The 20,732-nt window shown below is 35.1% G+C and carries 18 protein-coding genes; 5 read left to right on the forward strand and 13 right to left on the reverse strand.

Going from position 1 to position 20,732, the window contains the following annotated elements:
* Positions 1-350 precede the first annotated feature (350 nt).
* The 3 genes from LQ609_RS10505 to tadA form a co-directional block, all read right to left on the reverse strand.
* Positions 351-932: an NADPH-dependent FMN reductase gene (locus LQ609_RS10505; protein WP_078357795.1), complete on the reverse strand. Its 582-nt coding sequence runs from the start codon at positions 930-932 to the stop codon at positions 351-353.
* A gap of 106 nt (positions 933-1,038) precedes the next feature.
* The gene (locus LQ609_RS10510) at positions 1,039-1,908 is read right to left on the reverse strand and encodes a Cof-type HAD-IIB family hydrolase (RefSeq protein WP_078357794.1); all 870 of its coding nucleotides are present in this window, start codon (positions 1,906-1,908) and stop codon (positions 1,039-1,041) included.
* Between the two features lie 59 nt (positions 1,909-1,967).
* Complete coding sequence (gene tadA, locus LQ609_RS10515; RefSeq protein ID WP_345773194.1) at positions 1,968-2,450, reverse strand: tRNA adenosine(34) deaminase TadA; 483 nt, start codon at positions 2,448-2,450, stop codon at positions 1,968-1,970.
* A 68-nt stretch (positions 2,451-2,518) separates the two neighbouring features.
* Between tadA and LQ609_RS10520 the strand changes: the two genes are divergently transcribed.
* Positions 2,519-3,133 (forward strand): deoxynucleoside kinase, encoded by a 615-nt coding sequence (locus LQ609_RS10520; RefSeq protein ID WP_239734714.1) that lies wholly within the window; start codon positions 2,519-2,521, stop codon positions 3,131-3,133.
* Entirely contained in the window at positions 3,123-3,791 is a 669-nt protein-coding gene (locus LQ609_RS10525) for a deoxynucleoside kinase (protein WP_078357792.1), read from the forward strand. The genes LQ609_RS10520 and LQ609_RS10525 overlap by 11 nt, the downstream gene beginning before the upstream one ends.
* A 57-nt stretch (positions 3,792-3,848) precedes the next feature.
* Here the strand turns inward: LQ609_RS10525 and LQ609_RS10530 are convergent, their stop codons facing one another.
* The 4 genes from LQ609_RS10530 to LQ609_RS10545 form a co-directional block, all read right to left on the reverse strand.
* Positions 3,849-4,559: an HAD family hydrolase gene (locus LQ609_RS10530; protein WP_078357791.1), complete on the reverse strand. Its 711-nt coding sequence runs from the start codon at positions 4,557-4,559 to the stop codon at positions 3,849-3,851.
* A gap of 63 nt (positions 4,560-4,622) precedes the next feature.
* Positions 4,623-5,717, reverse strand: a complete 1,095-nt coding sequence (locus LQ609_RS10535) for a branched-chain amino acid aminotransferase (protein ID WP_078357790.1) — start codon at positions 5,715-5,717, stop codon at positions 4,623-4,625.
* A 106-nt stretch (positions 5,718-5,823) separates the two neighbouring features.
* Entirely contained in the window at positions 5,824-6,786 is a 963-nt protein-coding gene (locus tag LQ609_RS10540) for an L-threonine 3-dehydrogenase (RefSeq protein WP_078357789.1), read from the reverse strand.
* Positions 6,787-7,085: 299 nt separating this feature from the next.
* Complete coding sequence (locus LQ609_RS10545; RefSeq protein WP_239734715.1) at positions 7,086-8,273, reverse strand: glycine C-acetyltransferase; 1,188 nt, start codon at positions 8,271-8,273, stop codon at positions 7,086-7,088.
* Positions 8,274-8,426: 153 nt separating this feature from the next.
* Between LQ609_RS10545 and LQ609_RS10550 the strand changes: the two genes are divergently transcribed.
* Genes LQ609_RS10550 through LQ609_RS10560 form a run of 3 tightly spaced genes read left to right on the forward strand, consistent with a single transcriptional unit; the run spans position 8,427 to position 11,956 of the window.
* Entirely contained in the window at positions 8,427-9,596 is a 1,170-nt protein-coding gene (locus LQ609_RS10550; protein WP_239734719.1) for an amidohydrolase, read from the forward strand.
* Position 9,597: 1 nt separating this feature from the next.
* A complete protein-coding gene (locus LQ609_RS10555) occupies positions 9,598-10,797 on the forward strand; it encodes an amidohydrolase (RefSeq protein ID WP_107509270.1) in 1,200 nt (399 codons plus the stop codon).
* The gene (locus LQ609_RS10560) at positions 10,781-11,956 is read left to right on the forward strand and encodes an amidohydrolase (RefSeq protein WP_239734716.1); all 1,176 of its coding nucleotides are present in this window, start codon (positions 10,781-10,783) and stop codon (positions 11,954-11,956) included. The genes LQ609_RS10555 and LQ609_RS10560 overlap by 17 nt, the downstream gene beginning before the upstream one ends.
* 120 nt (positions 11,957-12,076) lie before the next feature.
* Here LQ609_RS10560 and tuf read toward each other — a convergent pair whose 3' ends face one another.
* The 6 genes from tuf to rpoC form a co-directional block, all read right to left on the reverse strand.
* Positions 12,077-13,267 carry an elongation factor Tu gene (tuf, locus tag LQ609_RS10565; RefSeq protein WP_078357784.1) on the reverse strand — a complete coding sequence of 397 codons (1,191 nt, stop codon included), beginning with the start codon at positions 13,265-13,267 and terminating at the stop codon, positions 12,077-12,079.
* Between the two features lie 134 nt (positions 13,268-13,401).
* Positions 13,402-15,483, reverse strand: a complete 2,082-nt coding sequence (fusA, locus tag LQ609_RS10570; protein WP_078357783.1) for an elongation factor G — start codon at positions 15,481-15,483, stop codon at positions 13,402-13,404.
* A 142-nt stretch (positions 15,484-15,625) separates the two neighbouring features.
* The gene (gene rpsG, locus LQ609_RS10575; RefSeq protein ID WP_078357782.1) at positions 15,626-16,096 is read right to left on the reverse strand and encodes a 30S ribosomal protein S7; all 471 of its coding nucleotides are present in this window, start codon (positions 16,094-16,096) and stop codon (positions 15,626-15,628) included.
* A gap of 85 nt (positions 16,097-16,181) precedes the next feature.
* Positions 16,182-16,604 (reverse strand): 30S ribosomal protein S12, encoded by a 423-nt coding sequence (rpsL, locus tag LQ609_RS10580; RefSeq protein ID WP_078357781.1) that lies wholly within the window; start codon positions 16,602-16,604, stop codon positions 16,182-16,184.
* Between the two features lie 91 nt (positions 16,605-16,695).
* Positions 16,696-16,950, reverse strand: a complete 255-nt coding sequence (locus LQ609_RS10585; RefSeq protein WP_078357780.1) for a ribosomal L7Ae/L30e/S12e/Gadd45 family protein — start codon at positions 16,948-16,950, stop codon at positions 16,696-16,698.
* Between the two features lie 135 nt (positions 16,951-17,085).
* The gene (gene rpoC, locus LQ609_RS10590) at positions 17,086-20,703 is read right to left on the reverse strand and encodes a DNA-directed RNA polymerase subunit beta' (RefSeq protein WP_208144266.1); all 3,618 of its coding nucleotides are present in this window, start codon (positions 20,701-20,703) and stop codon (positions 17,086-17,088) included.
* Between the last annotated feature and the right edge of the window lie 29 nt (positions 20,704-20,732).

Below are 20,732 nucleotides of genomic sequence, written 5' to 3' on the forward strand. Positions count from 1 at the left end.
TCCGTATTTCTCATTTCTGGAACGGTAATTTTATTTATCGGTCCGTATTTCTCATTTCTGGACCGGTAATTTTATTTATCGGTCCGTATTTCTCATTTCTGGAACGGTAATTTTATTTATCGGTCCGTATTTCTCATTTCTGGAACGGTAATTTTATTTATCGGTCCGTATTTCTCATTTCTGGACCGGTAATTTTATTTATCGGTCCGTATTTTCCGTTTCTGGACCCCTAATTTTATTTATCGGTCCGTATTTCCCGTTTCTGGACCGGTAATTTTATTTATCGGTCCATATTTTCTTATATAGAACAAAAAGAAGGCAACAGCCTCTGCTGTTGCCCTCTATCCTCTTTATGAATTCACTTGTTCTTCTGCTTCTATCCAAGGATTGTTTTTAATTAGTTTTGTAATTTGCTCTGTAAACAATTTAACACGTAATTTAATGTCATCTACATCAATATAATATGTGCCATCTTCTGTTTTACCGAAGTCAGCATCTTGTGTTGAAATTTGGACAGGAACTGCAATTCCTAATAAGTTTCTCATAATAATTCTCAAATGTGATAATGGCTCTGTACTTCTCATCCCACCACTATTACATATTAAGCCTACTGGTTTCATTTTAAATTGATCCATTGTTAAATGGTCTAAAGCATTTTTTAAAATACCAGAATATGAACCGTGGTAATTTGGCGTACCAATTATAATCGCATCTGCTTCTTCAGCTTTTTCGCGTAATTCATTTACATTAACTTTAATTCGTTCATCGTTTAAATGTTGACCTGATACGTCTAAGAACGGTATTGGTTTGTCATATAAATCAAACAAAGTTACCTCTGCACCTTGGTCTTCTAAGTTCCCACGAACAAATTGTGCAAGGGCGTGTGTATGTGAATATTGCTTAGCGCTACCTACAATAAGTAATACTTTCACTGTTGTCACCTCAAAATTTTAATGATATTAATTACGTATCATTATAGCATACTGAGAAACTAAGAATTTAATTTTCATTAAAAATCATTCTTATGGACGATGTATATTAACGGTCATAATTTTTCAATGCATGAATAATCGCTTTTCCTACACCACTATGCTCATTAGTATCCGTAACGTAATCAGCTAATTCTTTCACTTCAGGTGCTCCGTTTTCCATTGCAACAGCATACCCGGCTTTTTCTAACATTGAAACATCATTTAAGTTATCACCAATTGCCATCACATCTGACATTGGAATGTTTAATTGATTTGCTATTGCTTCTAATGCAATTCCCTTTTGCGCATCAGAATGTGTGATTTCAATATTCCCTCTTGAAGATGATGAAACTGCTAAACTTTGTGATTCTGAAATTTCAGCTTTAGCTCTATCAATTTTAGATAAATCACTCGCAAATGCTAAAATTTTCAATATGATTTCCCCTGGTCGACTTTCAATTTCATCGTAACTATCTACTGTTTTTAATGTTCCGTTATCAATTCTACTTTGAATATTGGCACGAATTTTTTTGACATCAGCTTTTTGACCAGCTTTTTCTGCTATATCAACATAAATTTCCAAGTCTTTTTCAGGATCTTCAGTATAAATACCAAAGTTCGTATAAACTTGATAATAAATATCTTCTTTGTTCAAAATTCCCGTAATTTTATTGATTAAAGGTCGTGTTAATTTAGAAGTATGGACGATATTAAATTCTTCATCTCTTACTTCTGCTCCATTTAAACAAATGTATGGTAATGATAAATCTGTTTTTTCAATTGGGCTATGTGCCTCGTAAAATGCTCTTCCAGTAGCAATAACTACCGAGATACCTTTTGATTGTGCAAATTTTATTGCTTCATAATTTTCATTTGAAACTTCATGTGCTGCATTCAACAAAGTGCCGTCCATATCTGTTGCGATTAACTTTATCATGAAAGTAACCTCTTTTCTTTATATTCAACATAAATTTTAACAAATAAAAGTAATAATCTCTATAAATCTGTATTATTCTGCTTAATTTGTTTTTTTAGGCTTCTTTTTTCTCTAAAAAACGTTCGTAACATCTCACCGCATTCTTGCTCAAGTATCCCTCTTTCAACTGTAGCACGGTGATTAAACCGAGTATCTTCTATTAAATTCATTAAGCTACCACTACAGCCGCCTTTAGGATCTGTTGCACCATAAACGACATGCGGTATTCTACTCATCACAATCGCGCCCGAACACATGACACAGGGCTCTAAAGTAGCATATAAAGTAGTTTCTTCTAGTCTCCACGATTTCAGATACTTGGCTGCCTCTTGTATTGCAATCATTTCAGCATGTGCAATTGGATCTTGATCATGCTCTCTTAAGTTATGACCTCTTCCAATCACTTCTCCTTTATATACAACAATTGCACCAATTGGTACTTCATCCATTTCCCAAGCTTTTTTTGCTTCTTCAATTGCAAGTTTCATATAATTTTCATGCACGCTATATTTCACTCCGTTTAATTTATGATAGAATAAGTATGTCTATTTTAACATCTAGGGAGATATATATGAAAAAAACCTTTATTGCAATCGAAGGACCTATTGGAGTCGGGAAAAGCTCCTTAACTAAAAAGCTTGCTAAAGCTTTAAATTATACCGAAGAATTTGAAATTGTTGACGAAAATCCTTTCTTAAGTGATTTTTATGATGATATTTCTAAATGGAGTTTTCAAACGGAGATGTTCTTCTTATGTCATCGTTACAAACAGCTAACAGATTTAAAGAATATTAAAGGAATCGTAAGTGATTATCATATTTTTAAAAATAAGATTTTTGCAAAAAACACTTTAAACGATAGTGAATTTGATAAATTCAGTCGAATTTATGATATTTTAACTGAAGATATTCGTATGCCTGATCAAATTATCTTTCTCGATGCCTCATTAGAAGTCCTACAACAACGTATTGCCCATCGTAATAGATCATATGAATCACAAATAGAAAATAATTACTTAGCACAACTAAAAAGTGATTATAATCAATTCTACGAAGAAGTGAAAAGTGAAATCGATGCTATTCAAATTGATACTTCTCATTTAGATTTCGTAAATAACACCGCAGATTATCAACAAATTTTAAAATTATTACAACCTTTGATTGGAGAGATTACACATGACAAATAAAGTCATACCAAGTGATGCTATTATCACAATTGCTGGTACTGTTGGTGTTGGAAAATCATCTTTAACACAAGCACTTAGCGAACGTTTAAACTTTAAGACTTCTTTTGAAAAAGTCGACAATAACCCATATTTAGAAAAATTTTATCATGATTTCGAACGATGGAGTTTCCACCTACAAATATACTTTTTAGCGGAACGTTTTAAAGAACAAAAAAGAATGTTTGAATATGGCGGAGGATTTATACAAGACCGCTCAATCTATGAAGATGTTGATATTTTCGCAAAAATGCATGAAGAACAAGGAACAATGACAAAAGAAGACTATGCAACTTATAGAGATCTATTTGAAGCAATGGTTATGACACCATACTTCCCTAAACCTGATGCATTAATTTATTTAGAATGCGACTACGAAGACGTTATACAACGCATCAAAAATAGAGGTCGCCAAATGGAAATCGAAACAGACGAAGCATACTGGAAAAAACTTTTCGCACGTTATGATAATTGGGTTAACAATTTCACAGAATGCCCTGTAGTACGTGTAAATATAAATGATTATGACTTATACGAAGATCCAGAATCAATCAATCACATTATCGACAAGATTGCACATGTTATAGAAACACACCGTTCAATCGATACACGAGTAAAATAAAAAAATGCTCTAAACCATTAATTATTTCAAATGGTTTGGAGCATTTTTTAAATTATATTATTTATTCCATTCCGCTTCTTTTTCATAAAACTCGTTAATATCTTTATAAATATAATCTGCACCTGTTAAATCTGCCTCATCTCCTGTACCACTAAGTACGCCAACAACTACTTTGAAATGAGCATTTTTGCCCATTTGTATATCAGTGGGTGTATCTCCTATTATTGCGATTTCATCAGGTGCTACGTCCCATTTTTCATAAAATTTTTCTACCATTTTAGGGTTTGGCTTTTGATAGCCATTTATAGATGCTGTAATTTTTTCATCAATCAAATGTTCTACTTTTGCGTCTTTAATAAATCGTTCTGTACCGTCTATATCATCACTTGTGATGATGCCAATATTATATTTTTTGTCTTTAAAAGCTGTTAAAGTTTCTATTAATCCTTCAATGACGATAGTCTCAGGTTTATATTCACTTATTAAGTCTTTGCTTATTTTTACCGTCCATTTTTCAATTTCTTTTTTATCTATAGTTGGTGCGTATTCAGAGAAGACATCTATAATATCTGACAATGTACCTGAAGCAAGTATGCCACTAGATAAAAATCTATCATTTACGTATCCTAGTTTTTCTTGTAAGGCTTGCTTATTATCAACTTGGTACTGTTCTACAAATCGATCTATCATAACTAATGAAATCTCTGACCATGTTTCATCAAATTTGAGTAATGTACCATCTTTATCGAACAATAACCATTTAATCATTATTTGTACTCCTTTAAAAAGAGCGGCACTACATTTAGTAGGCCGCTCTTTATTGTTTTTCAATTATACTATTTCGATATGACTTTCTTGTCCTACTACAACTCTCCAACCATTTTTATCTTCTTTTTTACCAGTTTGAATTGCTGTATATTCATCAAATAACGCTTGAGTAATTGGACCAATCTCATTATTATTGATTGTAATTTCTGCCTCTTCGTATTTTAAGAATCCTACTGGAGAAATAACTGCTGCAGTTCCTGTACCGAAAATTTCTGTTAAACGACCATCGTGATGTGCATTAATAATATCATCAATAGATAATCGTTTTTCTTCAGTTTCATAGCCCATTTCTTGAGCAAGTTCGAGTACAGTTTTACGCGTAATACCTGGTAAAATACTGCCGTTTAATTCCGGTGTTACTACTTTTCCATCAATAACGAAGAAAATATTCATGCTTCCTACTTCTTCGATATATTTTTGTTCTACACCATCTAACCACAATACTTGATCGAAACCTAATTCATTAGCACGTGTTTGTGCAATTAAACTAGCCGCATAGTTACCACCACATTTAGCAAAGCCAACGCCGCCTCTTACTGCACGTACAAATTCATCTTCTACATAAATGCTAGTAGGTTTCATTTGTTCATCACCATAATAAGCGCCTACTGGAGAAAGAATCACTAAAAATTCATAGTCTGTTGAAGAACGCACACCTAAGTAAGGTTCAGTAGCATATACAAATGGTCTAACATATAAAGATTGTCCTTCACCACTTGGGATCCATTCACGTTCTAAATCTATAAGTTGTAATAGACCATCTAATACTTTTTCTTCATCGATTTGAGGCATTTCAAGTCTTTTTAAAGATAAATTAATTCTCTTGAAATTTTGGTCTGGTCTGAATAGTGCAACATCATCACCATCTTTATAAGCTTTCATACCTTCAAATACTGTTTGTCCGTAATGAAGTCCTTGTGCACTTGGTGACAAAGTAATCGGCCCATATGGAATTATTTTAGGCTCTGACCAGCCTTCACCTTGTTTATATGACATAGACAGCATATAATCAGTAAAGATTTCACCAAAGACTAAATTTTGAAAGTCCGGTTTCTCTTTAAGCTGCTCACGCTTTTCTACGTAAAATGTTTCTGACATAATGATTCCCCCTAGGCTAATTAATAATTAATGTTAACAAGTATATCAGTCATAGAGGTGTTATTCAATGAATTTTTGGAAAATTTAAAAAATATACACATTAAAGTTAACTTTTGGCTAAGTTATCTTTTTCTTCAATTGCTTTAAGCATTAATTCAGTCATACTATCTAAATTATAACTTGGAGAAAATCCCCATTCTTCTTTAGCACAAGATGAATCGATAGCGTTTGGCCAACTCTCGGCAATTGCTTGACGATCTGGATCAACATCATATCCTAGTTCAAAGTTAGGCATTTTCTTTTGAATAGCTGTTTTAATTGTTTCTGGATCAACGCTCATTGCACTCACATTATATGCATTACGGTTAATCAATCGTTCACTGTCTGCTTCCATTAACTGAATGATTGCATCGATGGCATCGTCCATGAACATCATATCCATATACGTATCTTTCGCAATATAACTGTCGTATTTGCCTTCACGAATTGCTTTGAAGTAAATTTCAACTGCGTAATCTGTAGTACCTCCACCTGGTTCTTTTATATAAGAAATTAAACCAGGAAATCTCATACTTCTCGTATCAACACCAAATTTAGTGTAGTAATAATCACATAACAATTCACCCGCTACTTTATTAACACCATACATTGAAGTTGGTCTTTGAATTGTAACTTGAGGTGTCATATCTTTAGGTGTATTTGGACCAAACGCACCGATTGAACTTGGTGTAAAGAACTGCATATCAAATTCTCGAGCTACTTCAAGAGCATTTACTAGTCCACCCATATTCAGATTCCATGCGAATAATGGATTTTTTTCAGCAGTAGCTGAAAGAAGTGCTGCCATATGCATTAAAGTATCCGCTTCAAAATTCTTAACTAATGAATGGAATCTATCTTGATCGGTTACATCTAAAATTTCAAATGGACCATTATTTATTTCACTTTCACTTTCTGGTTGTCTTATATCTGTTGCTAAAACATTTTCATTACCATATTTCTTTCTTAATTTCATAACTAATTCTGTCCCGATTTGCCCTAGCGCCCCAGTGATCATGATTTTTTTCATTATAAAATCCTCCTGTATTGTTGAAACGTTCATTTGTACTCTTGAGAAAAACAAAAAACGCTTTCTTTAATGATATTTTACTATATTTCATCCAATTTGTATACTTCAGAAGTACATAGCAAGAATAAATAAGTTACTTAATACAAAAACCAATTGTATAAGAGATACTTAGGGACATTATTCTCAATACTGCCAATTAGCTAACACTTAACAACATACTCATTTCATAAATATGAGAAAAAGCAGTAGAAATTCAATTGATACAATGAATTTCTACTGCTTTTTTATAGTTATTCTATTTATAATAATCCTAATTCTTTACCAATTTTTTCATATGATTCAATTGCATCATCTAGTTGTTCTTTAGTATGTGCAGCTGTTGGCATATTTCTAACACGACCTGTACCTCTAGGAACTGTTGGGAATACGATTGCTTTTGCATATACACCTTCATCCATAAGTCGTTTACTAAATGTTTGTGCTTTTTTCTCTTCACCGATAATGACCGGTGTGATTGGTGTTTCAGAATGACCTATATCGAAACCTTTTGCTTTTAAGCCTTCTTTTAAATAATTAGCATTATCCCATAATTTATCATGTAATTCTGTTGAGGCCATTAATTTTTTAACGGATTCTGTAATTGCTTTAGTATCTCCAGGAGCTAAAGATGTTGAGAATAAAAATGGTCTTGAAGCGACTTTTAACCAATCAATTAAATCTTTAGTACCTGCCACATAACCGCCTACTACACCAATCGCTTTAGAAAGTGTACCAATTTGGAAATCAATTTTATCTTGTAAACCAAAATGCTTAACAGTTCCAGCACCTTTACCCATTACACCTGAACCATGTGCGTCATCAACATAAGTGATTAAACCAAATTCTTCAGCTATTTCAACGATTTCAGGTAATAAAGCTACGTCCCCATCCATTGAGAACACACCATCAGTGATGTACATGACTTTATTATATTGACCTGATTCAACCGCTTCTTTCGCTTTTGCTCTTAAGTCTTCCATGTCTGAGTGATTTACTCGAATGATTTTTGCTTTTGATAAACGACAACCATCAATAATTGAAGCATGATTTAATTCATCAGATAATATTGCATCATTTTTATTCATGACTGCTGAAATAGCTGCCATGTTACAGTTAAATCCTGATTGATAAGCAATAGCGCTTTCCGTACCTTTAAATTGTGCTAATGTTTCTTCTAACTCTCTATGCAAATCTAATGTTCCATTTATAGTACGTACTGCACCAGCACCTACACCATGTGAATCTATTGCATCTTTAGCTGCTTTTTTCAAGTCTTCGTCTGTAGCTAATCCAAGATAGTTATTTGATGATAAGTTGATATAATTTTTACCGCCAATTGTTATTTCAGCGCCATTTGCACCTTCAACGATATCAATTTCATTATACAAACCATTGTCTTTCAATTCATTTAAATTTGTTGTTAAGAATATATCTAATGTTTGTACCATATACACTTTCTCCTTTAGCACTTTTTATTTATCATAACACATCAAAATCAAAGAATTAAGCGTTATCATAGTAAATTGAATTGTTTAAATTTTCTATAAACTTTGCTACAATAGTCATACTATATTTTGATGGAATTGAAAGAAGGTTTATTAATGATAAATTGGAAAGAAAAAGTAGCAAATAAATTTGATCGTTTAGTCGAAATTAGACGATATATGCATAAGAACCCAGAACTTTCATTTCATGAGGAAAAAACTCATGATTTTCTTTTATCTGAATTAAAAAAGCTAGATAAATTGACGATTAGAGAGCGCGTTGGAGAGCGTGGAATTGTTGCAAAGCTAGAAGGTAATCAACCTGGTCAAACAATCGCATTCCGTGCTGATTTCGATGCTTTACCTATTCAAGACGAAAAAGACGTTCCATATAAATCTACTGTCGACGGTGTTATGCATGCTTGTGGACATGACGGTCATACAGCGACACTTTTAACATTTTGCGAATTACTTCATGAACATCAACATTTACTTAAAGGGAATGTTGTTTTTATTTTTCAATACGCTGAGGAGTTAAGTCCTGGTGGTGCAAGTCCTATGATAAATGATGGGGCGTTAGAAGGCGTTGATAAAGTGTACGGAAATCATTTTTGGAGCGGTCATGAAACATCTTCAATTAAGACAAAGCCTGCTGATATGATGGCTTCACCGGACTATTTTGATATTACGATTCAAGGTAAAGGTGGACACGGTGCTAAACCACATACATCGATTGATCCGATTGTAATTGTTGCTGAATACATTTCTAGTTTACAAAAAATTATATCTCGACATATTGATCCTATAGATAGAGGTGTCATAACAGTTGGTAAGATAGATGCAGGAAGTGCTTTTAATGTTATAAGTGATACAGCTACCATCGAAGGTACAGTTAGAACTTTCAAACCTGAAGTAAAAGACACGATTGAAGAAGAGCTAGAACGATTATTAAAAGGCATTTGTATTGCCAATAATGCTACTTATGAATTCAATTATCGCAGAGGATACCCTACTGTTGTTAACCATGAAGAACAATATAACGTTGTAAAAGAAGCAGCTGAGTCATTACATTTAACATACGAAGATATACCGCCAATGATGATTGGTGAAGACTTCTCATATTACCTTCTCAATCGCCCTGGCTGTTTCTTCTTAACTGGTAGTGGTACTGAGGATAAAGCTTCAACAGCACCTCATCATCATCCTATGTTTGATTTAGATGAAGATGCAATGAAAACAACAACTGAAATGTTCATAAAAGTCCTTGAGATTGAAGGTGTTCTATAAGATGAAAAATATATTACTACAAAAAGTTGATCATTATTATGATGAAATGATAGAAATTAGAAGACACTTACATATGAATCCTGAATTATCTTTTGAAGAAGTTAAAACGCCTGCCTATATCGCTAATTATTTAAGAAATCTAGGTATAGATGTTAGAGAAGGTGTTGGTGGACGAGGTGTAGTAGGCACACTTAATAAAGAGAAAGACGGTCCAACATTAGCTATAAGAGCCGACTTTGACGCTTTACCTATACAAGATGAAAAAGAAGTACCTTACAAATCAACAGTTGATGGCGTTATGCATGCTTGTGGACATGATGCACATACGGCTGTTCTCTTAATGACTGCAAAAATATTATCCGAGCATAAAGATGAAATAAATGGTCGTGTAGTGTTTATTCATCAACACGCTGAAGAAGTGGATCCTGGTGGTGCTATACAAATGATCGCTGACGGCTGTTTAACGGGTGTTGACGCTATCATTGGACAACATGTATCAAGTAGTTTAGATGTCGGTAAAATAGGCTACAAATACGGTACAACGACAGGTATCCCTGATGATTTTTGGATTACTTTAAAAGGACGAGGTGGACATGCAGCTCACCCAGATCAACTTATTGATCCACTAGCTGCAGGTATTCAATTATGTAATGATTTACAGTATATTGTTTCACGTAAAACAAGTGCATTATCACCTGCTGTATTATCCATAACGATGTTTAATGCTGGAGAAACCAACAACGTCATACCTGATACTTGTAAAATTGGAGGTACGATCAGAACATTCGACTCAGATACTCAAATAAGTGTAATTGAAGGATTTAAAAAAGTACTAGAAGGTATCGCTACTTCTACTGATGTCACTTACGATTTAAAATACAGTAAAGGTTACCCACCTGTTATAAATACTGAAAAAGAAACAGACCTAATATTAGAAGCTACTAAAGAAATAGCTAGTGTTCAAGAATTAGTTGAATTAGAAGCAAGTTTAGGTGGAGAAGACTTTTCTTATTATCAGCAACGTGTACCTGGTGCATTTTTCTATACAGGAACAAGAAATGAACATTTCAAAGCGGATTATCCACATCATCATCCGAAATTTGATATAGATGAGCAAGGACTAATCAACGCTGTTCGAATATTCTTATTAACTACATTTAAGTTTATGGAAAGGAATTATAATAATGAATTTAACGACTGAAGTTAATCAATATATGGATGAATTAATAGATATCAGAAGACATTTGCATCAAAATCCAGAACTATCTTTCCAAGAAGAAAATACAAAAAAATATATAGCTGATTACCTTGAGAATTTAGGTATAGAAGTTAAAAAAGATGTCGGTGGTAACGGGCTCCTAGGTTATATTAAAGGCGGTAATGCCGGACCTACGATTGCTTTAAGAGCTGACTTTGATGCTTTGCCAATTCAAGATGAGAAAGATGTACCTTATAAATCTACAGTGGATGGTGTTATGCATGCATGTGGTCATGATGCTCACACAGCAAGCTTATTAATTACAGCTAAAATCCTAAAACAACACGAAGCTGAAATTTATGGCAATGTCGTATTAATCCATCAACATGCCGAAGAATCACTTCCAGGAGGAGCAAAATCCATGGTAGCAGCTGGCGCACTTGATGGTGTAGATTATGTTTTTGGTACACATACAGCAAGTCATATAGAAGCAAATAAAGTTGGCTTTTGTTCAGGACCAGCATATGCAGCAGCTGATTCATTTGAAATAGATATTCAAGGTTCAGGTGGCCACGGAGCAATGCCTCAATTAGCTAAAGACCCTATCGTTGCTGCATCTTCACTTATCGTTCAAGCACAAAGCATTGTCTCTAGAACGATAGATCCATTAGAATCTGCTGTGGTAACATTTGGTACATTTAAAGGTGGTAATGCATTCAATGTTATAGCTGATACAGTACAACTTACTGGTACAATCAGAACATACTTACCTACTGTGAAAGATCAAATTAAAGAACGTTTAAACGGCATTTTAAACGGTATTGAATCAAGTTATGGCGTGAAGTGCCATTTGACTTATCATGATGGTTATCCTCCAGTTGTTAATCACGAAAAAGAAACAGAATGGGCTAAAAGTCTTGCATCAGAAATTGATACAATTGAAGAAGCATTCGATTTCCCACCTTCACTTGGAGGAGAAGATGTAGGTTATTTCTTACAACATGTACCTGGCACTTATTTCTTTACAGGTGTCGGAAACGAAGCACTTAAAGCTAATTATCCACATCACCATCCAAAATTCGATTTGGATGAGCAATCACTACAAAACAGTGTGAAGCTATTTTTATCAATAATTGAACATAGTTCGGACTTAGTAAAATAAATATTAAAAAACCTCCCAAACCGAAAGTTAATACTAACGGATTGGGAGGTTTATTTTGAGAAAGAGCATGATAGCTCTTTCTATTTTATTAGTTTAATCAATCGTGTTCAATATCGAAAATTAAGCTTCGATGATTGTAACAACGCCTGATCCAACTGTACGTCCACCTTCACGAATTGAGAAACGAGTACCGTCTTCAATAGCGATTGGTGAAATTAATTCAACGTCCATTTCAACGTTGTCGCCAGGCATAACCATTTCAATGCCTTCTGGTAAGTTTACTACACCAGTTACGTCAGTTGTACGGAAATAGAATTGTGGGCGGTAGTTAGTGAAGAATGGAGTATGACGTCCACCTTCTTCTTTTGATAATACATAAACTTCCGCTTTGAATTTAGTGTGAGGAGTGATTGAACCTGGTTTAGCTAATACTTGACCACGGTTAACGTCTTCACGAGCAACACCACGTAATAATGCACCGATGTTATCTCCAGCTTCAGCGAAGTCTAATAATTTACGGAACATTTCAACACCAGTTACAGTTGTTTTAGAAGATTCTTCAGTTAAACCGATGATTTCAATCTCTTCACCAACTTTGATTTGACCACGTTCAACACGGCCTGTAGCAACAGTACCACGACCAGTGATTGAGAATACGTCCTCAACTGGCATCATGAATGGTTTGTCAGAATCACGTTCTGGAGTTGGAATGAAAGTATCTACAGCTTCCATTAATTCCATGATTTTGTCTTCATAAGCTTCGTCGCCTTCTAAAGCTTTTAATGCTGAACCAGCGATTACAGGAACATCGTCGCCAGGGAAGTCATATTCAGATAATAAGTCACGAACTTCCATTTCAACTAATTCTAATAATTCTTCATCGTCAACCATGTCAACTTTGTTTAAGAATACTACTAATGCAGGAACACCTACGTTACGTGATAAAAGAATGTGTTCACGAGTTTGAGGCATTGGGCCGTCAGCAGCAGATACTACTAAGATACCGCCGTCCATTTGAGCAGCACCAGTGATCATGTTTTTAACATAGTCAGCGTGTCCTGGGCAGTCAACGTGAGCATAGTGACGTTTTTCAGTTTCATATTCGATGTGTGAAGTATTAATTGTAATACCACGTTCTTTTTCTTCTGGAGCGTTATCGATTTGGTCGTAAGAACGAGCTTCTCCGTCACCAGAACGTTTTGATAATACAGTTGCGATTGCAGCTGTTAAAGTAGTTTTACCATGGTCAACGTGACCGATAGTACCAATATTGGCATGTGTTTTTGAGCGATCAAATTTTTCTTTAGCCATTATGAAATCTCTCCTATTCATATTAAAATTATTTTTTATTTAAGCCTCATGATGGTTACTCACCATCATGAGGATACATATATTTACTTTATAAATCATTTTGATGAAAAAATCAATTTATTAAAGCGAATTTATTATTCACCTTTGTTTTTCTTGATAATTTCTTCTGAAATTGATTTAGGAACTTCTTCGTAGTGATCAAATACCATAGTATAAGTACCACGACCTTGAGTGTTAGAACGTAAGTTTGTAGCGTAACCGAACATTTCTGAAAGTGGAACAAATGCACGAACAACTTGAGCGTTACCGCGTGCTTCCATACCTTCAACACGTCCACGACGACTTGTTACGTCACCCATAATGTCACCCATGTACTCTTCAGGCATAACGATTTCAACTTTCATCATTGGCTCTAAGATTACTGGATCACATTTTTTAGCTGCTTCTCTAAGTGCTAATGATGCTGCTACTTTGAAGGCCATTTCTGATGAATCGACATCATGGTATGAACCGTCATAAAGTTTAGCTTTAACATCAACTAATGGATAACCAGCTAATACACCGTTTTCCATAGCATCTTTAAGACCAGCTTCAACTGATGGAATGTATTCACGAGGAACTACACCACCGACAACAGCGTTTTCGAATTCGAAACCGCCACCTTGTTCGTTAGGTGTGAATTCGATATGAACATCACCATATTGTCCACGTCCACCTGATTGACGAGAGAATTTACCTTGTACTTGAGCAGGTGTTTTGAACGTTTCACGGTAAGATACCATTGGCGCACCAACAGTACACTCAACTTTGAATTCACGTTTCATACGGTCTACTAAGATATCAAGATGTAATTCACCCATACCACCGATGATAACTTGTCCAGTTTCATGGTCAGTGTGTGCATGGAATGTTGGGTCTTCTTCTTGTAATTTAACTAACGCGTTAGTCATTTTATCTTGGTCAGCTTTAGATTTAGGTTCAACTGACAAGTGGATAACTGGTTCTGGGAATTCCATTGATTCTAAGATAATGTTATCCTTTTCATCACATAAAGTATCACCAGTTGCAGTATCTTTAAGACCTACAGCACCAGCAATGTCACCAGAATATACAGTAGAAATCTCTTCACGAGAGTTAGCGTGCATTTGTAGGATACGACCTACACGTTCACGTTTACCTTTAGTAGAGTTTCTTACGTATGAACCTGATTCCATTGTACCTGAATAAACACGGAAGAATGTTAATTTACCTACGAATGGGTCAGTCATTACTTTGAACGCTAATGCAGCAAAAGGTGCTGAGTCATCAGGTTTAGCAATTACTTCTTCTTCGTCATCGTCAGCTCTATGTCCAACAATTGGTTTAACATCTAATGGAGATGGTAGGTAATCAATAACTGAGTTCAACATTAATTGAACACCTTTGTTTTTGAATGCAGTACCACAAAGTACTGGGTAGAATTCAACGTCACAAGTAGCTTTACGGATAGCCGCTTTAAGCTCTTCGATTGAAATTTCTTCTCCACCTAAATATTTTTCCATTAATTCGTCATTTGATTCAGCTACAGCTTCAATTAAAGCTTCACGAGCTTCTTCAGCTTGTTGCTTATGAGATTCAGGAATTTCAACTTCTTCAATTTCAGTACCTAAATCGTTATTGTATTGGAAACATTTCATTTCTACTAAATCAATAATAGCGCTGAAATCATCTTCCGCACCGATTGGTAATTGAATTGGGTGAGCATTTGCTTGCAAACGATCATGTAATGTACCAACTGAATATTCAAAGTTCGCACCCATTTTATCCATTTTATTAATGAATACAATACGTGGTACTCCGTAAGTTGTAGCTTGACGCCAAACTGTTTCAGTTTGAGGTTCAACACCTGATTGTGCATCAAGTACAGTTACTGCACCATCAAGTACACGTAATGAACGTTCAACTTCAACAGTGAAGTCTACGTGTCCTGGTGTATCGATGATGTTTACACGGTGACCATCCCATTGTGCAGTAGTCGCAGCAGAAGTGATTGTAATACCACGCTCTTGCTCTTGTTCCATCCAGTCCATTTGTGAAGCACCTTCATGTGTTTCACCAATTTTATGGATACGGCCTGTGTAATAAAGAATACGTTCAGTAGTCGTTGTTTTACCAGCATCGATGTGTGCCATGATACCGATATTACGAGTGTTTTTCAAAGAAAAATCTCTTGCCATAGTATTCTTACTCCTTCCAAAATATTGGATATTTGGTTGTTGTTCGTATAGATACTTTGATACCCTAAGTGTTTAAAAAACTAGAGATGACCTTAAAAAAGGAATCTTTATGATTTTAACGCTTAGGGTCCTAAGTTCTATCTTACCAACGGTAATGAGCAAATGCTTTGTTAGCTTCTGCCATTTTGTGAGTATCTTCACGTTTCTTAACTGCGCCACCAGTATTGTTGGCAGCATCTAAGATTTCATTAGCTAAACGCTCTTCCATAGTTTTTTCACCACGAAGACGAGCATAGTTAACTAACCAACGTAAACCTAAAGTTGTACGACGCTCTGGACGTACTTCAACAGGTACTTGATAGTTTGAACCACCTACACGGCGAGCTTTAACTTCAAGTACAGGCATGATGTTGCTGATAGCTTCATCGAATACTTCGATTGCATCTTTACCTGAACGTTCTTGAACAAGTTCAAATGCTGAATAAAGAATTCTTTGAGCAGTACCACGTTTACCATCAAGCATGATTTTGTTGATTAATTTTGTTACTAATTTTGAGTTGTGAATTGGATCTGGTAATACATCTCTTTTTGCAACTGGACCTTTACGAGGCATAATCGTAATCCTCCTTCCTTATTATAAAGTTTATTTGATTTATCGTCATTTAAAAAACTGTTATTTACAGAAATTTAACGTTAGATTATTTTTTTGCAGCTTTTGGTTTTTTAGCACCATAAAGTGAACGGCTTTGCATACGACCGTCAACACCAGAAGTATCTAAAGCACCACGTACGATATGATAACGCACACCAGGTAAGTCTTTTACACGTCCACCACGAATAAGTACAACACTGTGTTCTTGTAAGTTATGGCCGATACCAGGGATATACGCGTTAACTTCGATGTTGTTTGATAAACGAACACGAGCATATTTACGTAAAGCTGAGTTAGGTTTTTTAGGTGTCATAGTTCCCACACGCGTACAAACACCACGTTTTTGTGGAGAGTATACAGTAGTCATTTTTTTCTTCATGCTATTGTAACCTCTGTTTAACGCTGGTGAGTTTGATTTTTGTGATTTACTAGTACGAGGTTTACGTACTAATTGGTTAATAGTAGGCATCTTTAATGTCCTCCTCTCTTCATTTCTTAATTCCACACATCCAGGTGGTTCATTTTAAGGCAAATAAAAATAGTAAGCACAGCTTACAAATTTATTTAAGCAATGCAACAACTGTCGCATTAACTTCTATTCCATAGTGCGATCCAAGTTCTTGTCTACTAGGACTATAACTTAACGGAACGCCTGTCTCAAATGCTAAAGTTAACACCCTAGACAAAATATGAATATTGACATCTTGAGCAATAATTACTTTACGTACCTCATGCTTCAATAATGCTTTAGTGGTTTGTTTTAAACCAATGACATAACTGTCTTGATTTAAGCTTAAGGCTTTTTCATTAGACATTTGATATCCTCCAAAGCGTCTGCTTTCATCAACCTTAACAATAATAACATCGTACAGTTTTAAAGTCAATATATTTCATGCCGTTTTTATAATAAAATATAAGCTGTTCTAGACACCTAGAACAGCCTATATATATTAGTCAGTAACGACTGGTTCTTCAGGTGAAACTTTCTTTTCAACTTTTTCAAAGTCAACACCAGTATATCTTCTCATACCTGTACCAGCAGGAATTAATTTACCGATGATAACATTTTCTTTAAGTCCAAGTAAGTTATCACGCTTACCTTTAATAGCAGCATCTGTAAGAACTCTTGTTGTTTCTTGGAATGAAGCTGCAGATAAGAAACTTTCTGTTTCTAGAGATGCTTTAGTAATACCAAGTAATACAGGTTTTGCAGTTGCTGGACGCTTACGCGTAGCAAATACTTCTCTGTTAGCATCAGTAAATGTATGAATATCAACTAATGCACCTGGTAATAATTTAGTATCCCCTGCTTCAATAATTCTAACTTTACGAAGCATTTGTCTAACCATAACTTCAACGTGTTTATCTGAAATTTCAACACCTTGCATACGGTAAACTTTTTGAACTTCTTTAAGTAGATATTTTTGAGTAGCATTTAAGCCTGCAACTGCTAATAATCCTTTAGGCTCAATTGAACCTTCAGTCATTACTTCACCACGTTCAACGTATTGTCCTTCTTCAACTTTAAGTCGAGAAGTACCAGGAGCGTTATAAGTACGGATTTCATTTTCGCCTTTAACTTTAATTTCTTGTTGACGATCTTTAACGATTGTTATTTCAGTTACTTCACCGTTAATTTCAGAAATTACCGCTTGACCTTTAGGATTACGCGCTTCAAATAACTCTTGAATACGAGGTAAACCTTGAGTAATATCGGCTCCTGCAACACCTCCGGTATGGAATGTACGCATTGTAAGCTGAGTACCTGGTTCACCGATTGATTGTGCAGCAATTGTACCAACTGCTTCACCAACTTCAACTTGTTCACCAGTTGCTAAGTTCTTACCATAACATTTTTCACATACACCATGACGTGTGTTACAAGTAAATGCTGAACGGATATGCATTTCAGTAATACCAGCATCAACGATTATTTTAGCAATTTCTGCTGTAATAAGTTCGTTCACTTTAATAATTACTTCGTCCGTTTCAGGATGACGTAACGTTTCTTTAGAGTAACGACCTTCTATACGTTCAATAAATGGTTCAATTAGTTCTGAACCTTCTCTTATATCAGAAACTAGTAATCCTCGGTCAGTACCACAATCTTCTTCTCTAACGATAACATCTTGTGCTACGTCAACTAGACGACGTGTTAAGTAACCTGAATCGGCAGTTTTCAGCGCTGTATCGGCAAGACCTTTACGAGCACCGTGAGTAGAGATGAAGTATTCAAGTACTGTTAAACCTTCACGGAATGAAGATTTAATAGGTAACTCGATAATTCTACCAGATGGATTGGCCATCAAACCACGCATACCAGCTAACTGAGTGAAGTTAGATGCGTTACCACGCGCTCCTGAGTCACTCATCATAAAGATTGGGTTTAAGCTATCTAATGACATCATTAATTTAGCTTGAATATCATCTTTCGCTCTAGTCCAAATCTCGATAACAGCTGCATAACGTTCGCTTTCAGTAATTAAACCACGGCTGAATTGTTTTTGTACTTTATCTACTTTAATTTCTGCTTCTCCGATAATTTCTTGTTTCTCAGGAAGAACCACAATATCAGAAACACCAACTGTAATACCAGCACGAGATGAGTATTTAAATCCTAAATCCTTCATCTTATCTAGCATCATTGAAGTATCTGTAATATGGAATTTATTGAAGATTTCAGCAATGATTTGACCTAAGAATTTTTTGTTGAATGGTTTAACAAGTTCAACATCTTCTAGGTATTCAATCAAGCCACCTTCTGGAATATCAGTAGGTGAAACAAAGTATTTATCTGGTGTTGATTTTTCTAAATTGAAATTAGTCGGTTCATTTATATAAGGGAATGATTCCGGCATAATTTCATTAAAGATAACTTTACCAACAGATGTAATTAATAATTTGCTATTTTGTTCTTCAGTAAATGTTGGGTTCTTTAATGATCTTGCATGAACAGCTATACGAGAATGTAAATGTACATAGCCATTTACATAAGCTTTAATAACTTCATCTGTTTCACTAAAGATATCTCCAGCTCCTATTGCACCTTTACGCTCTAGAGTTAAGTAATAGTTACCTAATACCATATCTTGAGAAGGTGTAACAACTGGTTTACCATCTTTAGGGTTTAAGATGTTTTGTGCCGCAAGCATTAACATACGAGCTTCTGCTTGTGCTTCTTTTGATAATGGAACATGGACAGCCATTTGGTCACCATCAAAGTCAGCGTTATAAGCTGTTGTAACAAGTGGATGAAGTCTAATCGCACGACCTTCTACCAATGTAGGTTCAAATGCTTGAATACCTAAACGGTGAAGTGTTGGCGCACGGTTTAGTAATACTGGATGTTCTTTAATAACATCTTCAAGTACGTCCCAAACTTCTTCTTCCATTCTTTCGATTTTACCTTTTGCATTTTTGATGTTAGTAGCGATTTCACGTTCAACAAGTTCTTTCATAATGAAAGGTTTGAACAATTCAAGCGCCATTTCTTTTGGTAAACCACATTGGTACATTTTAAGGCTTGGTCCTACTACGATAACCGAACGACCTGAATAGTCAACACGTTTACCTAGTAAGTTTTGACGGAAACGACCTTGTTTACCTTTTAACATGTGTGATAGTGATTTCAACGGACGGTTACCCGGACCTGTAACAGGACGACCACGACGACCATTGTCGATTAACGCATCTACAGCTTCTTGTAACATACGTTTTTCATTTTGTACGATAATACCAGGTGCACCTAAGTCTAATAAACGTTTCAAACGATTATTACGGTTGATGACACGACGGTATAAATCATTTAAATCACTTGTAGCAAAACGGCCACCATCTAATTGAACCATTGGACGAATTTCAGGTGGGATAATTGGTAACACATCTAAAATCATCCATGATGGATCATTACCAGAGTGACGGAATGATTCAACAACTTCTAAACGTTTGATTGCTCTAGTTAATCTTTGTCCAGTTGCTGATTCTAATTCTTCACGTAACACTTTCAGTTCTTTTTCTAAATCAATATCATTTAGTAAATCACGAATGGCTTCTGCACCCATTTTTGCTGTAAATTTACCAGGATATTTATCGTAGTATTCACGGAATTCACCTTCAGTTAATAATTGTTTCTTATCTAATCCAGTTGGACCTGGATCAATTACTGTATAAGAAGCAAAATATATAACTTCTTCAAGTGAACGTGGTGACATATCAAGTAATAGTCCCATACGACTAGGGATACCTTTGAAGTACCAAATATGAGAAACTGGTGCTGCTAATTCAATGTGCCCCATTCTTTCACGACGCACTTTTGATTTAGTAACTTCTACACCACATCTGTCACAAACCATGCCTTTATAACGTACTCTTTTATATTTACCACAACTACATTCCCAGTCCTTAGTTGGACCAAAAATTTTCTCACAGAATAAACCATCTCTTTCAGGTTTTAACGTACGGTAGTTAATTGTTTCTGGTTTCTTCACTTCACCAAATGACCAAGAACGAATCTTTTCAGGTGAAGCAAGTCCTATTTTCATGTAATGGAAATTATTTACATCAATCAAGGAGCCTACCTCCTTCAATTTAAATTAGT

The organism is Mammaliicoccus sp. G-M28, assembly GCF_022386595.1.
Classification (GTDB): Bacteria; Bacillota; Bacilli; order Staphylococcales; family Staphylococcaceae; genus Mammaliicoccus; species Mammaliicoccus fleurettii.